Consider the following 18,836-nt stretch of genomic DNA (forward strand, 5'->3'; position numbering starts at 1 on the left):
TGACATATGCCAGCGAACTATTGGCAACTTGCGGTCCGGTCATCGATCCCGGTTCAGGTTGCTCGAGCTCAGGCCCACGGCACACGGCAGGAATCCCTACTGAAGCCCTGATCGGTGATGCCGAGGGCGTGATACGCGCGAGCTCGGGAGTTCTCCAGGCCGATCTGATACGTCAGCTCTGTGACACCCTTCGCCCCGAAGCGCAGCTTCAGGTCGGTGACCTGTTCGTCGGTGACGGTGAGCGGGGTGGCGGTCATTGCGTCGGCATAGGCGAGAGCAGCGCGTTCGTCGGCACTGTAGGCGGGGGAGGACGCGTAATCGTCGATGTAGCGGAGCTTGTCGACATCCAGGTCGGAGAGCCGCATGAGCATGGTGCCGAAGTCCACGCACCAGGAGCAGCCGACGGTCCGGGCCACCCGGTAGACGGCGATCTCGCGGACGTTCGCCGGTAATACCGTGCACGCCTTCTCGGCGAGACCTTCGTGCACGGCCGAGGCTACGAAGACACCCGGATGATTCGCGAGCACGGCGAAGGGCTCGGGCACCTCGCCCAGGCGGCGCTTCAGATACCAGTAGACAGCTCGGGTCAGTGGCCCGGCCTGCTTCGGGCTGACGGCGGGGAGTCGGGTGGCGCCCATGGTGGTCTCCTTCGATCCAGGCGGGTGCTGCTTGCACCCCTTGGACGAGATACCGCCACCCGACGTGACGCGTCGATCGGTATGCCGTGTGTCACTCCGCGCTGAGATCGCCGTACGTCGGTGCACCCGCCTTGCGGTAGCTGCTGATCACGACACCGGCAGGCGTGCTGTGGGTTTCGGTGAGAGTGAGACCGGCCGGTTGTGCGCCGTCGGCGAAGAACCGCTTGCCGCTGCCGAGAATGACCGGGAAGGTCAGCACATTCAGGGTGTCCACCAGGCCGAGCGCGAGCAGCGACTGCGCGAGATTGCCGCTGCCGTGCACCTGCAATTCCCGTCCGGGGCGCGCCTTGAGTTCGGCGACCTCCTTGCCGAGATCACCCCGCAGCAGTTCGGCGCCCGACCAGTCGGCATGGTCGAGGGTGCTGGTCGCCACGTACTTGGGCAGCGAATTGAGCTTGGACGCAAGGGGATCGGCCGGGTCGTCGTGCAGCGGCCAGTACGAGGCGAAGATGTCGTAGGTGCGCCGGCCCAGCAGGAAGGCGTCGACCCGATCGAAGACCGAGACCATGAACTCCCCGAAGGCCTCGTCGCCGTAGGGCGCCGACCAGCCGCCGTGGGTGAACCCGCCGCTGGGATCCTCCTGCGGCCCGCCCGGCGCCTGGTACACGCCGTCCAGGGTCACGAACTGGGTGACCGAGAGTTCCATGGTGATCTCCTGTGCTGCCGCCGGCCCGCCTGATGCGAGCGCTTCACCTGTCCTGACGGAGTAGGCGCCGAGAACTCATCGGTTCGGGTGTGCACGATCGACCCATCGGTCTGTTGTCCGTAGAGCTGTTTCCTGTGTGGATCGGTGACAATCGATTTCTCGATCGCGCCCTGACCGGGGATCGCCATTGATCCCCCGTGGTTCGCCGTTGAACCTTTATCCCTTTACCGGAAAATCGGTGCTTGCACTACACCTGTTACGACGGTGCGCGGCAGCGAAATTCATCGTGGCGGCCGAGTACGGGAAGACCCGCCGCGACGTGGGAATCTCAGGGTGAACGGCGCCAGCTCGGGCACGGGCCGGCGTTCGCGCGGGGCGACCAGTATGCAGGCCAGGCCGAGCGCGGGCAGGGCGATGGCGGCGGCGATGCTGAGCCCGTAGCTCACGCCGCTCATGCCGCCGGGGTGGTGGAAGGTGTGATAGATCAGGTGCGGTACGCCGAAGACCAGCCAGCCCAGCCCGGCCACCCGGGCCAGCAGACTGTCCATGAAGTACAGCGCCGCCGCGGTGAAGGCCCCGACCGCGAGGAAGAACGCACCCACGTCCGAGGCGAGATGGTGGTTGTAGGGGCCGTCCATGCTGATCCACTGCATGCCGAAGCCCGGAAAGCTGGTGTACCAGGAGTGCGGTGCGCACACCGCCCACGCGCCGATGATGAAGGCCTGTGCCGTCAGTATGCCCAGCATGATCTGCAGTGCCAGCCACCGCCGCCGGTTCACCTCCAGGCGCATGCGCACCCGGATGCCATCCCCCGTGCCGTGCAAAGAGATTCGCACCGGCCCTCCCGTCCCGCCGTCGAATCGTCAAGTGCTGTCACCGTAATTCGACGAACGGAACGGGGCAATAGGCGAGTAACGCTACTGCTGCTTGGTCAGTGCCATATCGTCCTGGCCCCAGTAGGCGCGCATGGAGACGATCTTGCCCTCGTCGTCGAATTCCATGATGTCGATCGGCGACAGCGTCATCTGCTGGTCGCCGAACTTCGTCACGAGCGTGAAGGATACGGCCGCATGCTTTCCGGCGACCTTCAGGGTGTGGATCTCGGTCTGCCGCTCCGACACATGCTCGAGCGCGGCGTACAGCTCCCGAATGGCCTCGTGCCCGCGCCGGGGCTCGCTGCCGATGGGATCCTCCACGGTCGCGTCCGCCGCATACAGCTTGACGATGTCGTCGGTGGGCCCGGTGGCCACCAACTTCACATACTGTTCGACCACATCACGGGGCTGCGCTGCCATGGAATCTCCCAATTGAATTGACACGTGTTCTACCGCGCGAGCCTAACAGCCGCGGGCCCGGATCGGACCCGTCCGCTTCACTGTCCGGGACTGGGTTATCAGGCGATCAGGGCGCTGTTCACCAGCACCGCCTGGGTGAACAGGGCCCAATCGTTGATGATGTGCGCGCCTGAGGAGACCCAGAGATTCTTGGTGCGGATATAGGCGAGGGTGAGAACCAGCCGGGCGCCGCCGATGATGATGAACGCCTGCGCGAAATTCCAGTCGTAGGTGGGCAGGTGGGCCGCGCCGAACCAGACGGCGCTGACGAGCCAGGCCAGCACGATCGCAGTGCGCCGGGACGGCTTCACCCTGCCGAAGACGAAGGACATCAGTGCGAGGAAGGGCAGCATGGTGAAGACTTCCTCACCGACCAGCTGGATGCCGGTGCCCACATAGAACGCGGCCGTATCGAGTGCGGTGCTCTGCCCGGCGTCCTCCATCACCTCGTTCGAGGCGACGCCGAACAGCGCGCTGACGATCAGGGCCAGTACGAAACTCACCACGATATTGAGCAGTGCGAATCCGAACATGGTGCGCACGTCGCGCCCGCGCACCTCGCGGAACAGGGCGCGCCAGTGGTCCCGGGTGATCAGTGCCAGCGTGAGCAGCGGAATGCCGACGAACAGCGCGCGCGGAATCAGCGCCACGAAATTGTTCGGCTGCGGGATGGCGATCAGTGCCACGAATCCGGCCACGACCGCGATGATGGCCACGACCCACTGCCGGACCGAGAGCGCCACGGGTACACCGTTGTAGAACGGGAAGTCGTCCCCGTCGTTCCGCTCGATCAGCCTGCCGAAGCGGTCCTCGGCGGACGTGCTGTCCGGTGACGGGAGCGCCCGGGTGTGGTGAGTGTTCATGGCGCGCTCCTACCGTTCGACCTTCCCGAAGTGTCATGGTCGCAGCCGCTTGTTACGAGTGGTGACGGGCGCGCGGTCGCACGGTTACGGCCAGGTCAGACCTTCAGCCGGTGGATGCCGGTGTAGGCGTTCATGGTTTCGCCGCGCAGGAAACCGACCAGCGTGAGATCTGCTTCGGCGGCCAGATCCACGGCCAGGGAACTGGGGGCGGAGACCGCGCCGAGGAACGGGATTCCGGCCATCACCGCCTTCTGGACGAGTTCGAAGGAGGCGCGGCTGCTGACCATCAGCAGCAGTTCGTGTGCGGGGATCAGGTTTTCGCGCAGGGCCCAGCCGATGACCTTGTCCACGGCATTGTGGCGGCCCACATCCTCGCGCACCACCAGGACCTCACCGTCGACGGTGAACAGGCCCGCGCCGTGCAGGCCGCCGGTGGCATCGAAAAGCGTTTGGCGGGAGCGGAGTTCACCAGGCAGGTCCGCGAGGGTGTCGGTGGAGATCGAGATGCCGTTCGCGGGCAGGGGGTAGCGGGTGCGCGTGCGGACCTCGTCGAGCGCGGTTTTCCCGCAGAGACCACAGGAGCTGCTGGTGAGAAAGCTGCGCGGGGTGATCGGGACGGGGTGCCGCAATTGCACGTCGAGCACGTTGTAGGTGTTCTGGCCGTTCTCGTCGGTGCCTGCGCAGTAGCGGGCGGTGACGATGTCCTCGAGCTCACCGATAATGCCCTCGGCGAAGAGGAAACCGTGGATGAGGTCGATATCGGCGCCCGGTGTGCGCATGGTGACGGTCAGAGATTTGCCGCCGGTGCGGATCTCCAGCGGCTCCTCTACCACCAGGGTGTCGGGCCGCTGGATATTTCCGGCGGGGGAGATGCGCAGGGTGGGGCGGCGGGCGGTGACTCGGCTCACGACGTCCTATGGGTGTGGCGCTCCAGGCGGATGGTGACCGCCTTGGAGACGGGCGTATTCGACCGCAGCGCAACATGATCCAGTGGAACCAGCGGATTGGTCTCCGGATAGTAGGCGGCGGCGTTACCGCGCGGCGTGGCGTAGCCGACCAGGCGGAAGCCTTCGACCCGGCGTTCGGTGCCGTCGGTCCATTCGGAGATCACGTCGACGAGTTCGTCTTCCGCGAACCCGAATTCGGCGATGTCCTCCGGATGCACCAGGACCACGCGGCGGCCGTTGTGGATACCGCGGTAGCGATCGTCCAGGCCGTAGATGGTGGTGTTGTACTGGTCGTGGCTGCGCAGCGTCTGCAGGATCAGGCGGCCCTGCGGGACCGGGAGCCAGTGCAGATCGTTGGCGGCGAAATTGGCCTTGCCGGTGCCGGTCCGGAATTCGCGGGAGTCCCGCGGCGGATGCGGGAGCTGGAAACCGTTGCGGCCCCGCACCTTCGTGTTGTAGTCGTCGCACCCCGGCACCACACCGGCGATGGCGTCACGGATCTTGTCGTAATCGCGCTGGAATTGCGCCCACGGCACCGAATGCGCCGGCCCGAACAGCGCCTGCGCCAGCTCGCACACGATGGCGACCTCGCTGCGCAGTTCGGTGCCGACCGGCTTCAGGCGACCGGTCGAGAGATGCACCATGGACATCGAATCCTCGACCGAAACCTGTTGGCGCGCACCGCCCTGCATATCCTCGTCGGTGCGGCCCAGGGTCGGCAGGATCAGTGCCGTCCGGCCGTGCACCACATGACTGCGATTGAGCTTCGTCGAAACCTGCACGGTGAGATCGCAATTGCGCAGCGCGGCCTCGGTCACCTCGGTGTCGGGGGTGGCGGAGACGAAATTGCCGCCCATGCCGAAGAACACCTTGCCGACGCCGTCCCGCATGGCGCGGATGGAATTGACTGTGTCCCAGCCGTGTTCACGCGGGCTGCTGATGCCGAACCGATCGTCCAGGGCGTCGAGGAAGGCGTCCGGCATCTTCTCCCAGATGCCCATGGTGCGGTCGCCCTGCACATTCGAATGCCCGCGCACCGGGCAGACACCCGCACCCGGCTTGCCGATCATGCCGCGCATGAGCAGCAGATTGGTGGCCTCCTCGATGGTGGCCACACCGTGCACCTGCTGTGTCAAACCCATTGCCCAGCAGATGATCACGGACCCTGCCTCGGCCAGCAGGGCCGCGGTGCGATCCAGATCCGCGCGGGTCAGGCCGGTGGCCTCCTCGACCACGCCGAGATCGACCGCGCGCATCTGCTTCTCGTATTCGGCGAAACCGGCGGTGTGCGCATTCACGAAGGCGTGATCCACCACGGTGCCGGGCTTGCGGTCCTCGGCCTCGAACAGCAGTTTGCCCAGGCCCTGGAACAGCGCCATATCGCCGCCGAGCCGGATCTGCAGGAAGTCGTCGGCAATGGTGATGCCGCCGGTGAAGCCCTTGACCGTCTGCGGATCCTTGAAGCCGATGAGCCCGGTCTCGGGCAGCGGGTTCACGGCGATCACCTTGGCGCCGTGCGCTTTCGCCTCACCCAGCGCCGACAGCATGCGCGGATGGTTGGTGCCCGGATTCTGCCCGGCCACGATAATGAGATCGGCCTTCTTGAAATCGTCGATCGTCACCGAACCCTTGCCGATGCCGATGGAGGCGGTCAGCGCGGTGCCGGAGGATTCGTGGCACATATTCGAGCAGTCCGGCAGATTGTTGGTGCCGAAGCTGCGCACCAGCAACTGGTACAGGAACGCCGTCTCGTTGGCGGTGCGGCCGGAGGTGTAGAACACCGATTCGTCGGGGGAGGCCAGGGCGTGCAGGTTGTCGGCGATCAGGCGGTAGGCGTCGTCCCAGGCGATGGGGGAGTAGTGGGTGTCGCCGGGGCGCAGCACCATCGGATGGGTGATGCGGCCCTGCTGCCCGAGCCAGTAGCCGGACTTGCCGTCCAGATCCGCGATCGAATGCGCGGCGAAGAATTCCGGGGTGACGGTGCGCAGCGTCGCCTCCTCGGCCACCGCCTTCGCGCCGTTCTCGCAGAATTCCGCGGGGCGGCGGGCGCCGCTGGGTTCCGGCCAGGCGCAGCCCGGGCAGTCGAAGCCGTGCCGCTGATTGACCCGGGTCAGGGTGCGGGCCGTGCGGACGACACCCATCTCCTCGACGGCGCGCTCCAGGGCCACGGTCACCGCTTTGACGCCCGCTGCCGCGGTTTTCGGCGCGGTCACGGTCAGCGCGGCCTCATCGATGTCTTTTTTCGGCGCGGCACGATGCATGGCGACCATTCTCCTCTGCGGCGGGCGGGGTGTCCCAGTAGGTCCTCCGCATCGTAGGCAGACTGCGGTGGCCGCAATCGGACAGCACCCCGGAATAGGGGGCACGACGGGTGCTCGCGGGCGTGAACGCGCGGCGAGCCGGGAGCGATATAGAGGCAACGGAACCGCGCGGTGGGGTGCTGCGGGGCCGTACCATCTAACCAGCGAGGTTACGCCGGATGGACACACCTGCATCTTTCGGTCCGCGCGCCGGTATGCAGTGCCGGCTCGCGAAACTCATACGTGGGGCGAGGAATTCGAGTCGTGCGGCCCGAATCCTCGCCATTCTCGCTGCGCTGTTCGCGCTCGCCGTGCCCGCGGCGATAGGCGCGGCGAACCCTGAAATCATGCTCGCGCCAGCGACTCCGGCCACGGCGCAGCTCGCGGATCGGCTGCCGGTGAAACTGCCTCCGGTTCCGTTGAATTCGCCCGCCACCACTACGCCGCAGCCGTACGACTCCGGCGGCGGCACCCATGACGGCCCCGTCGATCCGTGCGCTGCCGCCGTCTGTCAGCAGCAAGAGTATTGCCCGGACGGGTCGGTCAAGCCCCGGAGCGGGAAGTGTCCTGTGCAACAGGAGTACTGCCCGGATGGCTCGGTCAAACCCGCAAGCGGCCGATGCCCGGTCCAGCAGGAGTACTGCCCCGACGGTTCCGTGAAGCCCGCGAGCGGCAAATGCCCAGCGCAGCAGCAGTACTGCCCGGACGGTTCGGTGAAGCCGTCGAGCGGGACCTGTCCATCAACGCAGCCGACGTACTGCCCGGACGGTTCCGTCAAACCCGCGAGCGGGACGTGTCCGTCGGCGCAACCGACGTACTGTCCCGATGGGTCGGTCAAGCCCGCGAGTGGGGTGTGTCCGTCGGCGCAGCCGGTGCGTTGTCCGGATGGTTCGGCGCAGCCGGCGGGTGGGACGTGCCCGTCGGCGCAGCCGGCATATTGTCCCGATGGGTCGGTCAAGCCCGCGAGTGGGGTGTGTCCGTCGGCGCAGCCGGTGCGTTGTCCGGATGGTTCGGCGCAGCCGGCGGGTGGGACGTGTCCGGCCACGCAGGTGGAGCGTTGTCCGGACGGGGCGGTGAAGCCTGCGGACGGGAAGTGCGCGACGGATACCGGTGGTGTGGGTCCGGTGAATCCGGGGTCCGGTGCCGGGCAGCCGCCGGTGTCGCGATCGCCGGTCACCTCCGGCAATCCGGTGCCGCCTTCGGATCCGGCCACTCCACCGCCTTCGGTCGCCGAGTCGCCGCCGAGTGTGTCGAATGCTCCCGTTCCGGCCGCGACTTCCGGGCTGGAGTTGAATCCTCCTGCCGTAGCGCCGGGTGCGCCCGTGGCGGTCACCGGTCGCGGGTGTGATCCGAATGCGGATGTGCGGCTCTCGATCGGCGGGACGGCCGCCGCCGACACTCGTGCGGGGGCGGACGGCGGGTTCGACGCGACGCTGCCGACCGGCGCCACCGATATCGGCCGGCATCAGGTGACCGCAGAGTGCGGGCCGAAACTGGCTGCGGCGCTGGACGTGGTGCTGGTCAGCCAGGTCGGCGGCAGTGCGGCGACGGCGACGGTACTGCTGTTCTTCCTGCTCATCGGCGGCTGGTTCTACGGTCACCGCCTGGTATCCCATCTGCCCGCTCGGAGGCCACGATGAAGAACCGTCGCGCGCATTGGACCTCGGCTGTTCTGGTGGCCGTATTACTCTGTGCCGCAACCCTGTTCGGCTCCGGGACGAGTGCGGCGGACGCCGGGGTGCGGGCGAACGCCACCATCGACGGCCGGGCCATCGCCGGTGCCGGGGCGAGCAATCCGGTACGCCTGGACCCGGGCAAGGTCACCCAGGTCGTGGTGGAGGTGGTCAACGGTTCCGCCCGGCCGATCACCGTGCGGCGGGTCGATCTCGCCGGACATGTGCTCGGGCTGAACTTCTTCTCGTACTCGACCTCCGTCGAATTGACCGTCGCCGCAGGCACAACCGGGAAACTCACCTACCGGCTGGACCCGGCCGGGCTGGACGGTCAGGCGACCGGATTGATCGGCGCCGACCTCACGGTGATCGGCGCGGACGGCACACCGCTCACCTCCGAGCACACGGTCATCGATGTGCGCGGCTCGCTGGTATCGGTCTACGGCCTGTTCGGGATCATCCTGGCGGTGCTCACCGTCCTCGCCATCGCCGATGCGGCGCTGACCGTTGCGCGCCAGCGCCTTTCGGTCAACCGCTGGCAGCGCGGACTCCGCCTCCTCGCCCCGGGAATCGGCCTGGGCCTGATGATCGGCTTCACCGCCTCCGCAGCCCGCTGGTGGGTCCCCGGCACACCTCTGTGGCTGACCCTCGCCGGAGTAACCGCCGCCGTATTCTTCCTCGCCGGATACCTCTCACCCACCCCCCGCACTCCCAGCGACCTAGACCTGGATGCCGAAGACCTGGCCGCCGCCCGCGAACTCGACGCCCACGGCTACCCGGCCACAAGTGCGCCCGGCCACCCATTTCCCTTGGTCGGCAACGTATTTCAGCCGGATGGCGCGCCTACCGTCGTGTCGGGTACCCCGATCCTGGCCGGGGAGGATGAGCCGACCATTCGGAGCAGCCCTGACCCGCGGCGATTTCGGCCCGGGGGTGCGGTCGGATGAGTGTGCGTGATCTGGATCAGGGGGATATCGCCCGGGTGCGGGCGGCGTTGCCCGGGTACGACATCGGCGGGCAGATCGGCCGGGGCGGGTGCGGGGTGGTGCTGGCGGGGACGCATCGCGGACTGCAGCGACGGGTGGCCATCAAACAGATTCCGCCGCAATTCGCGGATGATATGCAGGTGCGGCGGCGGTTCGTGGCCGAGGCACGGGTGATGGCGGCGCTGGATCATCCGCATGTGGTTCCGGTGTACGACTATGTCGAGCACGAGGATCTGTGCCTGCTGGTCTTGGAGTATCTGCCCGGCGGCACTGTCGAGAACCGGTTCATCACAGCGGGATTCGAGGCGACCGCTGCCGTCGCGGTGGCGCTGTCCTGTGCGGCCGGGCTCGACGCCGCGCACCGGCACGGGATTCTGCATCGCGATGTGAAGCCGTCCAATCTCATGTTCGCCGCCAATGGGACGTTGAAGCTCACCGACTTCGGCATTGCCAAGATCGTCGGCGGGGACGAGACCCTGGTGACCCGCGCCGGCGAGATCATCGGCACCCCGTCCTATATCGCACCGGAACAGGTGCGCGGACAACAGCTTTCGCCCTCGACCGACGTCTACGCGCTGGCCACCATGCTGTACCAGCTGCTCTCCGGCTCGCTGCCCTTCCCGCCCGGCGAGGATGCGCTCGCCATGCTCTTCGCCCACGCCTACGGCGAACCGGTCCCGCTGGGCCGCGTCGCTCCCGGCATCCCGCCGCCGATCGCCGATGCCGTCATGCGCGGTCTGGCCCCCGACCCAGGCGAGCGCTTCGATACCGCCGAATCGTTCGGCATCGCCCTGGCCGAGCCCGCCGCCTTCTGCTGGGGCGCGAATTGGCTCACCCCCATAGGCATTCCGCTCATCGGCGCGGACACAATAGTCGCCGCCGCGACCGGTGGCGCCCGTCCGGCCGCACGCCCCTTCACACCCCCGCCGGGCTCTCCGCCCAGCCCCTTCACACCCCCGCCGTCCCCGCAACCGGTCCACGACCCCCGCCGCACCACCGCCCAATCCCCAGGTCCGATCGACCGCACCCCGAATGGCCCGATCCCACCCGCCCCGCCCCGTGCTTCCGGCCCCGAAACGCCACTGCCACCGCACTACTCGCGCCCCGGCTTCGGCAGAGGCTGGCGCCCCACCCCCAGCGGCTCGACCCCATTCGACGAAGCCAACGAGCCGACCCTCCGCCGAAGCCCCACACCCCCTGCGCCGCAGCCGATTCGGCCCGGCGGAGGTCCGCGCGGCCGGTCGCAAGATGCGGCGAACGCGGAGAGCGGGGCGCGGTCGCCGACTCGCCCGGAGGGAGCCGGCCGTGGGGGCCGAGGGGCCGTGCCGCCGACGTGGACACCTGGCCGGCCGCAGGGTGCGGCGAGCGGGGGAGCCGGGCCGATGCCGCGGGTGCGGCCGGTACAGCCTGTGCAGCACAGTGGGATTCGCCTGGTCGATGTCGATCGCGGTGATCTGGTGCCGATTCGAAAGGTGGTCACTCTGCGCTCGCCGCGGGTGCCGTTCTTCGCCGCGGCGGTCCTCGCCGTGCTGGTCGGCGGCGCGGCAGTGCTCGGAGTGGGTTCCGGACCGCAGCGAGATCTCCCGCCCGCCGGGCAGATTCACCTCGCGGGCATCGACCCGAGCGGCGGGAGCAGAGTCGATCTGGATCTGTCCACACCGGTGCCGCTCGTCCTCACGGGCGCAGACGCCGATACTGCGCGATTGTCACTCAGCGTCTTGGGCGTCCGGCTCGGCGGCGCCGAAACCCCTGTGCGGCAGGGCGCCTCGATCGACCTGCCCGCACCCGTCAACCCCTACGTCCTGGCGGGAGACCTCACCGCCGAATTGGTCCTGTCCCGCAACGGATCCGAAGTCACCACCTACCGATTCGGCGTCCACACCGCCCAGCGCGCCACCACGACCGCCACCGCCATCGCCCTACTCCTGCTGCTCCTGTTCGCCGCCGCCTACACCGAATCGAACGCCCGCACCCTCCGCCACGGCAGCGCCCGCATCACCGCCACTATCGGCCTCACCCTGAGCGCCGCCCTCCTCGCCGTCACTGCCGTCGGCGCCTCCTGGACACTCCTCGGCCGCGAACCCACCCTCCCCGCCGTAATCCTCTGTGCCGCACTAGGAGCCGCCGCCGGCGCCACCTTCGCCGTAGGCTGCCGCCGAATCGGCAAACGCTACCGATACGTCCGAGTCCTCCGCATGCGCGAGCGCGCCTAGCGGCGTGCGCTGCCGGTCCCGGATTGCCGGGTGGTCGTGTCGGCGAGTCAGGAAGCGGCATCCGAATGTGTGGGCGCGCCTGGCGATTTGCGCGCGGAAGCCGGATTCGCCGGTGCGGCTGTGTCGGGGCGGGAAGCCTGCATGCAGTCCGAATGCGCCGGGCACTGTGTGGGCCTGTGCTCGGGATGCGCGGAGACCGTCAGCGCCGGCGGTCCTGGTGGTAGGTGAGGATGCGGTCGCCGACGCGGAGGCTCCAGCCTGCTTTCAGTTCGGAGGGGCGCTGTCCCACGCGTATCCAGTCCTGGCCCGGGCCGGCGACGAAGGTGCCGCCGGGAGTCGCGGCGTCACGCACGAGGACGACGCCGTTCTCGGTGAAGACGTAGGCGTGGATGCGGGATACGTGACGATCGCGCGGGATGACGATCGGGACGGCCGCGCCGCGGCGGACCGAATCGTCGGTCATGGGATCGCGTCCGATCACATAGCGCCGGTCCATCGGATAGATGGCGCCGTCCACGGTGATGAGCGCGCCGTGGGGCGGACCGAGCTTGTCGGTCTCCGGTTCCGGCGTCGCCGCGAGCGGCATCACGCGTGGTGCGGGCGACTGCGCGTTGGGCGACCCGGCCTTCTCCGTGGGCGGGTCGGGTTCCTCGCCGACTGCCGCGACCGCGTGTGTGCCCCCGCCCTCCTCCGCGGCCGCGGCGTTCGAGTTGAACGCCGCCGTCGGCGGCTGGTCCGCCGGGTCGGGTCGCTGTTCGGCGCCGGGTGCCGCGCTCTCCGGCGGCGGTTTCTTGGTGAGATCGAGCGCACCCGCGGAGGGGCGGCGGAGCGGTTCCTCGCTACCCGGTGTGGAGAATCGCGTATGCGAGGGAGTGGGCACCGCAACACGCTTGGTCGAATCGATGGGCGGGACCCCGGAGGTGGGCGTGGCCGGATGAGTCTCGGGCTGCACCGCTTTCGATGACCCCGTATTCGCGGTCCGCGGCGGCGCGGTAATCCCGGTGCGCGGCGCATGCAGCACGAACCCGCCCGCGGCAGCCACACCCGAGCGCAGATCGGTATGCGGAATCTCGGTACCGGCGTCGGTCTCGCCGACCACGGTCACCCGCCGCACCGGATCCCGCAGAATTTCATCGACCCAGGTCATGGCGCGTACACCGGACAGCTGCCGGGTGCCTTCCGGACCATCGACCACCGCCCGCACCGCGCCACGCAGCAGCACCAGCATGCCGCCCGTCGTCGGCGCGACCACCCCGAAGGCCGGTGGCTGCGCATTCCCGCTGCTGAACACCGCCGCAGCCAGCCGCTGCGCGATGGCCACGCCCGGATCGGCCGCGGTCGAGGCCGTCTCGGCCGCACCGAGAATTCGCTCCGTGGACGGACTTTCGCCGGCCAGGAAAATAAGCACACTTCCGAACCGCGCGACCAGCCCTGGCCCGCGTGTCAACCCGACAGTGGTCGGAATCCGCCCCATCCGCGCCTCCTATTCCGGCGCTCATTACATCGTTGCCAAGCATAGGACCGTTCACACGCGCGTGGGATCTGTCCGGAATCGGCGCTTTGTGCGGAGCGGCCCGGGGCGGAACACGCCAGATTCCGGCAATAGTCCCCCGAAGTCGCGGAGCGCGAGCGAGGATCGAGGCAATGTGCCGGTGCATTCGGTTCCGGCAGCGCCGATGAGGACCGCACCCTATGGGCATCAGCAAGAGGAACGGGCAGGCAGCACCGGTAGCCGCTGCACTCGGCATGGCCGCGGCGCTCACCGTGCTGGCCGCACCCGCCGGGGCCACCGCCACCCGGGTGGGCGTGGAGCCCGCCCTCAGCTTCGGCTCGGCGACGAACTACGGCACCGGCTGCACCTACCCGGTCGACGCCTACGTGGACGATCCGTCCACCCCGGTCGGCTTCTACGACAATGGCATCCGCTTCGGCGTAGCCACCCCCTCCGGCAGCATCGCCATAGCGAACTGGACCCCCGCCACCACCGGCGCGCACCGCCTGCAGATCATCCAGCAGACCCCGACCCGCGGGGGTGACGTGGTCCCCTACATCGACCTCACCGTGGGCACCGGCTTGAGCACCGGCTCCGGCTGCAACGTCTTCGGCGGCGGATAGACCCGTTCCGCCGTTCCCGCACACTCTGTCGTCAAACGCGCGGTCCGCACATGCGCTCGCGCTCATCGACCACCCGGCGGCGGATCGCATGGATCCCAGCCGAAAGCATGCCGGGACGACGGGCATTCACGCCGCGGACGCAGATCTCACACACAGGTTCGTGGCCACGCGCTGAATCGCTGTGGTGGGATGCGGCGCCGCTACTCCGCCCGGGTGGGGTGGGTGAAGGCGGCTTCGGCGGCGGGGGTGGCTGCTTTGCGGTCGGAGTCGACGAGGCCGATGCGGGTGCGGCGGTCCAGGAGATCGTCGGGGTCGAGCGCGCCCTCGTGGGTGGTGGCGAAGGCGAATTCGGCTGCTATGACGTCGATTCCGGGAGCCACGGGCTCGGCCAGTTCCGGATGCTGCCGGGCGAGTTCGAGAATGGCGGCGGCTTCGCTGCCGTAGCGCTCGACCAGGCGGGTGGGGGCCTCGATGCGGTCGCGGGCGGCGCCGGAGACCGCGCCGACCAGCGGGAGATCGCGGGTGCGGCAGGGGGCGGCGGTGAGGTGGGCGTGCGCGAGGGCGGCGTCCACGGTGTCCTCGGCCATTTTGCGGTAGGTGGTGAGTTTGCCGCCTACGACGGTGATCACGCCGGTGGGGGAGGTGAGGACGGCGTGCTCGCGGGAGATATCGGCGGTGCTGTTGTCGCCGGTGCGCAGCAGCGGCCGCAGGCCCGCGTAGGTGCCGCGAATATCGTTGCGGGTCAGCGGCTCTCGCAGCACCGTATTGACGGTGTCGAGCAGGAAATCGATTTCCGGCTCGGTGGCATGCGGTACATCCGGCACCGGTCCGGGCGCTTCCTCATCGGTGAGGCCCAGGTACACCCGATTGTGCGCGGCGGGGAAGGCGAAGACGAAACGACTGATGCTGCCCGGAATCGGCACCGTCAGCGAGGCGGTCAGCCCGCCGAAGGCCGCGGCATCGAATACCAGGTGGGTACCGCGAGAGGGCCGCAACTCGATGCTCGGATCCACCTGATCCGCCCACACCCCGGTGGCATTGATGACGGAACGAGCTGTGACGGACAGGGTTTCGCCGGTCATTCGATCCAGCAGCGTCGCCGTGGTCCCGGTGACCTCGCTCGCCTCGACCCGGGTGAGAATCGAGGCCCCGTGCAGCGCCGCCGTGCGTGCGATCGCCACCACGAGACGGGCATCGTCGACCAGCTGCCCGTCCCAGGCGAGCAGTCCGCCGCGCAATCCGGCCCGCCGCACCGTCGGCGCGAGTCGCAGCGCCTCCGCGGCCGCCACGCGCCGAGACCGCGGCAGCACCGACGCCGCCGTACCCGCGGTGCGCCGCAATACGTCTCCGGCCAGGAATCCGGCGCGCACCAGCAGCTTCTGCGCCATGCCGATATTCGGCAGCAGCGGCACCACCTGCGGCAGCGCGCGGGTCAGATGCGGTGCGGTCCGGGTCAGCAGAATATCGCGCTCGACCGCACTCTCGTGGGCGATGCCCACCCCGCCGCTGGCCAGATACCGCAGCCCGCCGTGCACCAGTTTGGAACTCCACCGGCTGGTCCCGAAGGCCAGATCGTGCTTCTCCACCAGCACGGTGCGCAGACCGCGCGAGGCGGCATCGAGCGCCACGCCCACGCCGGTGATGCCGCCGCCGATCACCAGCACGTCGATGGTCCCGCCCGCGCCGAGCGCGAGCAGTTCCCGCTGCCGCCGACCGGCATTGAGCGCCGAGCTGGAGTGAGCCGAAATGCCGCTCATGAGAAGACCTTTCGCTGAGATTCCGAGGGGCCCGGCGCCAGATATCCGTCGATGGCGCGGGTGAGTTCGATATCGAGATGGTCGGAGTCGAGGAAGTCGACGACGGTGCCCGCCGACTGCACCGCGGACTGCGCCAGCAGCAGGAGCATGGCGGCCTGCCGTTCGGCATCGCCGTGCCGAATGGAGCCGTCGCGGTGGCCTTCTCGAATGCTGTCGGCGAACAGTCCGATGAGCGCCCGCTGATTACGCCCGAGCCGCTCGAACACGTAGGTGAGCATGACATCGGCATCGGTGCGGAAGATCTTGGCGAACAGCGGGTTCCGCCGCATCATGGCCCCGCCGCCGACGATCGCGGCCACCAGCCGGGCGCGGGCATTGCCGCCGGCGGGCACGGCCTCGGCAATGATCTCGTGCAATTCGCGCACCAGCAGATCCGCCACCAGCGATCCGGTATCGGCCCAGCGGCGATAGACGGTCGGGCGACTGACGCCGGCTCGGCGCGCGACCTCGGTGAGCGTGGTGCGCCGGACGCCGAATTCGGCCACGCAGGCGCGCGCCGCATCGAGAATCGCCCGATCGACAGCGGAGGACGGTTCGGTCGAAGCCATGGATGCCACCATCGGTAGGGAGGGTTCGTTACTGCTTGACATTCTATGTCAGACTGTAACGCATGGTCGACACACGAGCAGCATCCGCTTCGTCGGGAAACCCGGGCGAGCCGCAGGCCCGCGCGAGTATGGTGTGGGACGCCTGGGGCGACCCGTCCGGACACAAACCGCTGCCCGAAAACATTCGGGGATTGCTCACGCAGGTATTCGGGGTGTCCGCGGATGCGGTGACCCGTCGCGATGAGGGCGACGTGCCGCTACGTGAATCCGCGCTCTCCCCGGATCAACATGCCGGGCTAGTCGCGGTGGTCGGTTCCGAGAACGTATCGCTCGACCACCGCGATCGGCTGCGGCACGCGGGCGGTAAGAGCACACCCGATCTGCTGCGCCGGCGCGCCACCGAGCCGCAGGACGCTCCCGATGCCGTGCTGTTCCCCGGCGATCATGACGAAGTCGCCGCGCTGCTCGAATACTGCAGTGCCGGTGCGATTGCCGTGGTCCCCTTCGGCGGCGGCACCAGCGTCGTCGGCGGACTCGACCCGGCCCGTGGGGCTTTCGCCGCGGTCATCGCCCTGGATCTGCGCCGCCTGGACACCCTCACCGACGTCGACACGATCAGCGGCACCGCCACGCTGGGCGCGGGTATCACCGGCCCGCGAGCCGAGGAACTGCTTGCCGAGCACCGACTTTCGCTCGGGCACTTCCCGCAGAGCTTCGAATTCGCGACCATCGGCGGGTTCGCCGCCACCCGATCCTCGGGCCAGGCGTCGGCCGGTTACGGGCGCTTCGACGATATGATTCAGCGCCTCCGAATCGCCACGCCCAGCGGCACTCTCGACCTCGGCCGCGCCCCCGCCTCGGCCGCCGGACCCGATCTGCGCGAGCTGTTCTCCGGCTCGGAGGGCACGCTCGGCATCATTACCGGGGTCACCCTGCGCGTGCACCCGATCCCGGAGACCACCGCCTACCGGGCCTGGTCGTTCCCCGACTTCGCCACCGGCGCGAACGCGCTGCGCACCGTCATCCAGGCGGGTGCGAATCCCACCGTCATGCGACTGTCCGATGAGGCCGAGACGGGACTCAATCTGGCCCGCGCCGGCGATATCGGCGGCGGTACGGTCGGCGGCTGCCTGGCCATCACCACCTTCGAGGGCAGTGCGTCACATGTCGCGGCCCGCAGCACCGAAGCCTCCAACCTGCTCGCCGCCGCCGGTGGCACCGCACTCGGCGAAACGCCCGCCCGCGAATGGGAGCACGGCCGCTTCTCCGCCCCGTACCTGCGGGATGCGCTGCTGGACGCCGGAATTCTCTGCGAGACCCTCGAAACCGCTACCAGCTGGTCCAATCTCGGCAATCTCAAGGCGAAAGTCACCGCCGCACTGACGGATTCACTCACCGCGCAGGGCACCCCCGCCCTGGTCATGTGCCATATCTCGCACACCTACCAGACCGGCGCCTCGCTCTACTTCACCATTGTCGCCAAGCAGGCCGACGACGCCATCGCCCAATGGGCGCAGGCGAAACGGGCCGTGGGCGATGCGATCGTCGCCGCCTCGGGAACCATCACCCACCACCACGCCGTCGGCGCGGACCACCGCCCGTGGATGACCGCCGAGATCGGCGACCTCGGCGTTCAGGTGCTGCGCGCGGTCAAACAGGCCGTAGACCCCGCCGGAATCCTGAACCCTGGGAAGCTGATTCCGTGAGAGAGATCCACTCGATAGTGCTCGTGACCAACCCGCTGTCCGGTCACGGCAAGGGCGTGCAGGTCGGGATCGCGGCGGCGGACCGGTTCGCGGCGCGCGGTGTCAATGTCACCGAGATCCGCGGCAGTTCGGCGGCCGACACCGAACGGCAGGTGCGGGAGGCCCTCGCCCACCCGGACACCCGCCCCGACGCGGTGGTCGCGGCGGGTGGCGACGGCCTGACCTGCGTGGTGCTGCAGGCACTGGTCGGCACCGGCGTGCCGCTGGGGCTGGTGCCCGGCGGCACCGGCAATGACCTCGCCCGCGAGGTCGCCATCCCCGATGACACCACCGCGGCCGTCGATGTCGTGCTCGGCGGGCGGACCCGGCCCATCGACCTCGGCACCGTGCAGGCCGGGGACGCCACCGTGCCCATGTGGTTCGCCACGGTCACCGGCACCGGTTTCGATGCGCGAGTAACCTTGCGCGCCAATGAATTGCGCTGGCCGAAGGGCCCCATGCGCTATACCGTCGCCGCCCTGCTGGAATTGGTCGGCAAGCTCGCCGTCCCGTACCGCATCGAACTACACGGCTCCCCGGACCACCCGGACGGCACGATCGTCGAACTCGACGCCATCATGGTCGCGGTCGGCAATACCCGCACCTACGGCGGCGGCATGCTCATCTGCCCCGACGCGGTCATCGACGACGGCCTCCTGGACCTGACGGTCGTCGGCTCCATGTCCCGCCTGGATCTGCTCCGCCTGCTTCCGGCCCTGTCCTCGGGCAAGCGCATCGACCATCCCGCCGCCACCCAGTACCGGGCCGCCCGCTTCACCCTGACCGCCCCGAACGCCCCCGCCACCGCGGACGGCGATCCGGCGGGCCTGCTCCCCGCCACCTTCCACGCCCACCCCGGCGCGCTCGAAATCCTCGTGCCCTGAGCACCGGCATTTCTCGGCGAGCCTGAGCCCGCCGAGAAATGCCGGGTCTCCCCGCCGCTTGCGAGCC

Annotated in this window: 16 protein-coding genes; 6 read left to right on the plus strand and 10 right to left on the minus strand. The window is 68.8% G+C overall.

The window, feature by feature from the left end:
- Positions 1-68: 68 nt before the first annotated feature.
- The 7 genes from OG326_RS10620 to OG326_RS10650 all read right to left on the minus strand — a co-directional run bounded on the left by OG326_RS10620 (position 69) and on the right by OG326_RS10650 (position 6,749).
- Positions 69-638: a carboxymuconolactone decarboxylase family protein gene (locus OG326_RS10620; RefSeq protein ID WP_327144454.1), complete on the minus strand. Its 570-nt coding sequence runs from the start codon at positions 636-638 to the stop codon at positions 69-71.
- Between the two features lie 91 nt (positions 639-729).
- Entirely contained in the window at positions 730-1,344 is a 615-nt protein-coding gene (locus tag OG326_RS10625; RefSeq protein WP_327144455.1) for a dihydrofolate reductase family protein, read from the minus strand.
- 281 nt (positions 1,345-1,625) lie between these two features.
- Complete coding sequence (locus OG326_RS10630; RefSeq protein WP_327144456.1) at positions 1,626-2,180, minus strand: hypothetical protein; 555 nt, start codon at positions 2,178-2,180, stop codon at positions 1,626-1,628.
- Positions 2,181-2,261: 81 nt separating this feature from the next.
- Positions 2,262-2,639: a nuclear transport factor 2 family protein gene (locus OG326_RS10635; RefSeq protein ID WP_327144457.1), complete on the minus strand. Its 378-nt coding sequence runs from the start codon at positions 2,637-2,639 to the stop codon at positions 2,262-2,264.
- A gap of 98 nt (positions 2,640-2,737) precedes the next feature.
- On the minus strand, positions 2,738-3,541 hold the full coding sequence (locus OG326_RS10640; RefSeq protein WP_327144458.1) for a CPBP family intramembrane glutamic endopeptidase: 804 nt from the start codon (positions 3,539-3,541) through the stop codon (positions 2,738-2,740).
- 95 nt (positions 3,542-3,636) lie between these two features.
- A complete protein-coding gene (gene fdhD, locus OG326_RS10645; protein WP_327144459.1) occupies positions 3,637-4,449 on the minus strand; it encodes a formate dehydrogenase accessory sulfurtransferase FdhD in 813 nt (270 codons plus the stop codon).
- Positions 4,446-6,749, minus strand: a complete 2,304-nt coding sequence (locus OG326_RS10650; RefSeq protein ID WP_327144460.1) for an FdhF/YdeP family oxidoreductase — start codon at positions 6,747-6,749, stop codon at positions 4,446-4,448. Before OG326_RS10650 ends, fdhD begins: the two co-directional genes overlap by 4 nt.
- A gap of 1,196 nt (positions 6,750-7,945) precedes the next feature.
- Here OG326_RS10650 and OG326_RS10655 point away from each other — a divergent pair.
- The 3 genes from OG326_RS10655 to OG326_RS10665 are packed head-to-tail and all read left to right on the plus strand — an operon-like array spanning position 7,946 to position 11,660.
- Positions 7,946-8,428: a hypothetical protein gene (locus OG326_RS10655; RefSeq protein WP_327144461.1), complete on the plus strand. Its 483-nt coding sequence runs from the start codon at positions 7,946-7,948 to the stop codon at positions 8,426-8,428.
- Positions 8,425-9,408, plus strand: a complete 984-nt coding sequence (locus tag OG326_RS10660) for a hypothetical protein (RefSeq protein ID WP_327144462.1) — start codon at positions 8,425-8,427, stop codon at positions 9,406-9,408. Before OG326_RS10655 ends, OG326_RS10660 begins: the two co-directional genes overlap by 4 nt.
- The gene (locus OG326_RS10665; protein ID WP_327144463.1) at positions 9,405-11,660 is read left to right on the plus strand and encodes a serine/threonine-protein kinase; all 2,256 of its coding nucleotides are present in this window, start codon (positions 9,405-9,407) and stop codon (positions 11,658-11,660) included. Before OG326_RS10660 ends, OG326_RS10665 begins: the two co-directional genes overlap by 4 nt.
- Positions 11,661-11,859: 199 nt before the next feature.
- Here OG326_RS10665 and OG326_RS10670 read toward each other — a convergent pair whose 3' ends face one another.
- Positions 11,860-13,068, minus strand: coding sequence for an FHA domain-containing protein (locus OG326_RS10670; RefSeq protein ID WP_327144464.1), 1,209 nt, complete (start codon positions 13,066-13,068; stop codon positions 11,860-11,862).
- Between the two features lie 284 nt (positions 13,069-13,352).
- Between OG326_RS10670 and OG326_RS10675 the strand changes: the two genes are divergently transcribed.
- The gene (locus tag OG326_RS10675) at positions 13,353-13,775 is read left to right on the plus strand and encodes a hypothetical protein (protein WP_327144465.1); all 423 of its coding nucleotides are present in this window, start codon (positions 13,353-13,355) and stop codon (positions 13,773-13,775) included.
- A gap of 200 nt (positions 13,776-13,975) precedes the next feature.
- On the opposite strand, the gene OG326_RS10680 is transcribed toward OG326_RS10675, so the two are convergent.
- The gene (locus OG326_RS10680; RefSeq protein ID WP_327144466.1) at positions 13,976-15,532 is read right to left on the minus strand and encodes a glycerol-3-phosphate dehydrogenase/oxidase; all 1,557 of its coding nucleotides are present in this window, start codon (positions 15,530-15,532) and stop codon (positions 13,976-13,978) included.
- Positions 15,529-16,140 (minus strand): TetR/AcrR family transcriptional regulator, encoded by a 612-nt coding sequence (locus OG326_RS10685; protein ID WP_327144468.1) that lies wholly within the window; start codon positions 16,138-16,140, stop codon positions 15,529-15,531. The genes OG326_RS10680 and OG326_RS10685 overlap by 4 nt, the downstream gene beginning before the upstream one ends.
- A 128-nt stretch (positions 16,141-16,268) precedes the next feature.
- Between OG326_RS10685 and OG326_RS10690 the strand changes: the two genes are divergently transcribed.
- Together OG326_RS10690 and OG326_RS10695 are read left to right on the plus strand one after the other, a co-directional pair.
- Positions 16,269-17,846, plus strand: a complete 1,578-nt coding sequence (locus tag OG326_RS10690) for an FAD-linked oxidase C-terminal domain-containing protein (RefSeq protein ID WP_327146433.1) — start codon at positions 16,269-16,271, stop codon at positions 17,844-17,846.
- Positions 17,843-18,769 (plus strand): YegS/Rv2252/BmrU family lipid kinase, encoded by a 927-nt coding sequence (locus OG326_RS10695; protein ID WP_327144469.1) that lies wholly within the window; start codon positions 17,843-17,845, stop codon positions 18,767-18,769. Before OG326_RS10690 ends, OG326_RS10695 begins: the two co-directional genes overlap by 4 nt.
- Positions 18,770-18,836: the final 67 nt, after the last annotated feature.

The organism is Nocardia sp. NBC_01327 (assembly GCF_035958815.1).
In the GTDB taxonomy this organism is placed as follows: Bacteria; Actinomycetota; Actinomycetes; order Mycobacteriales; family Mycobacteriaceae; genus Nocardia.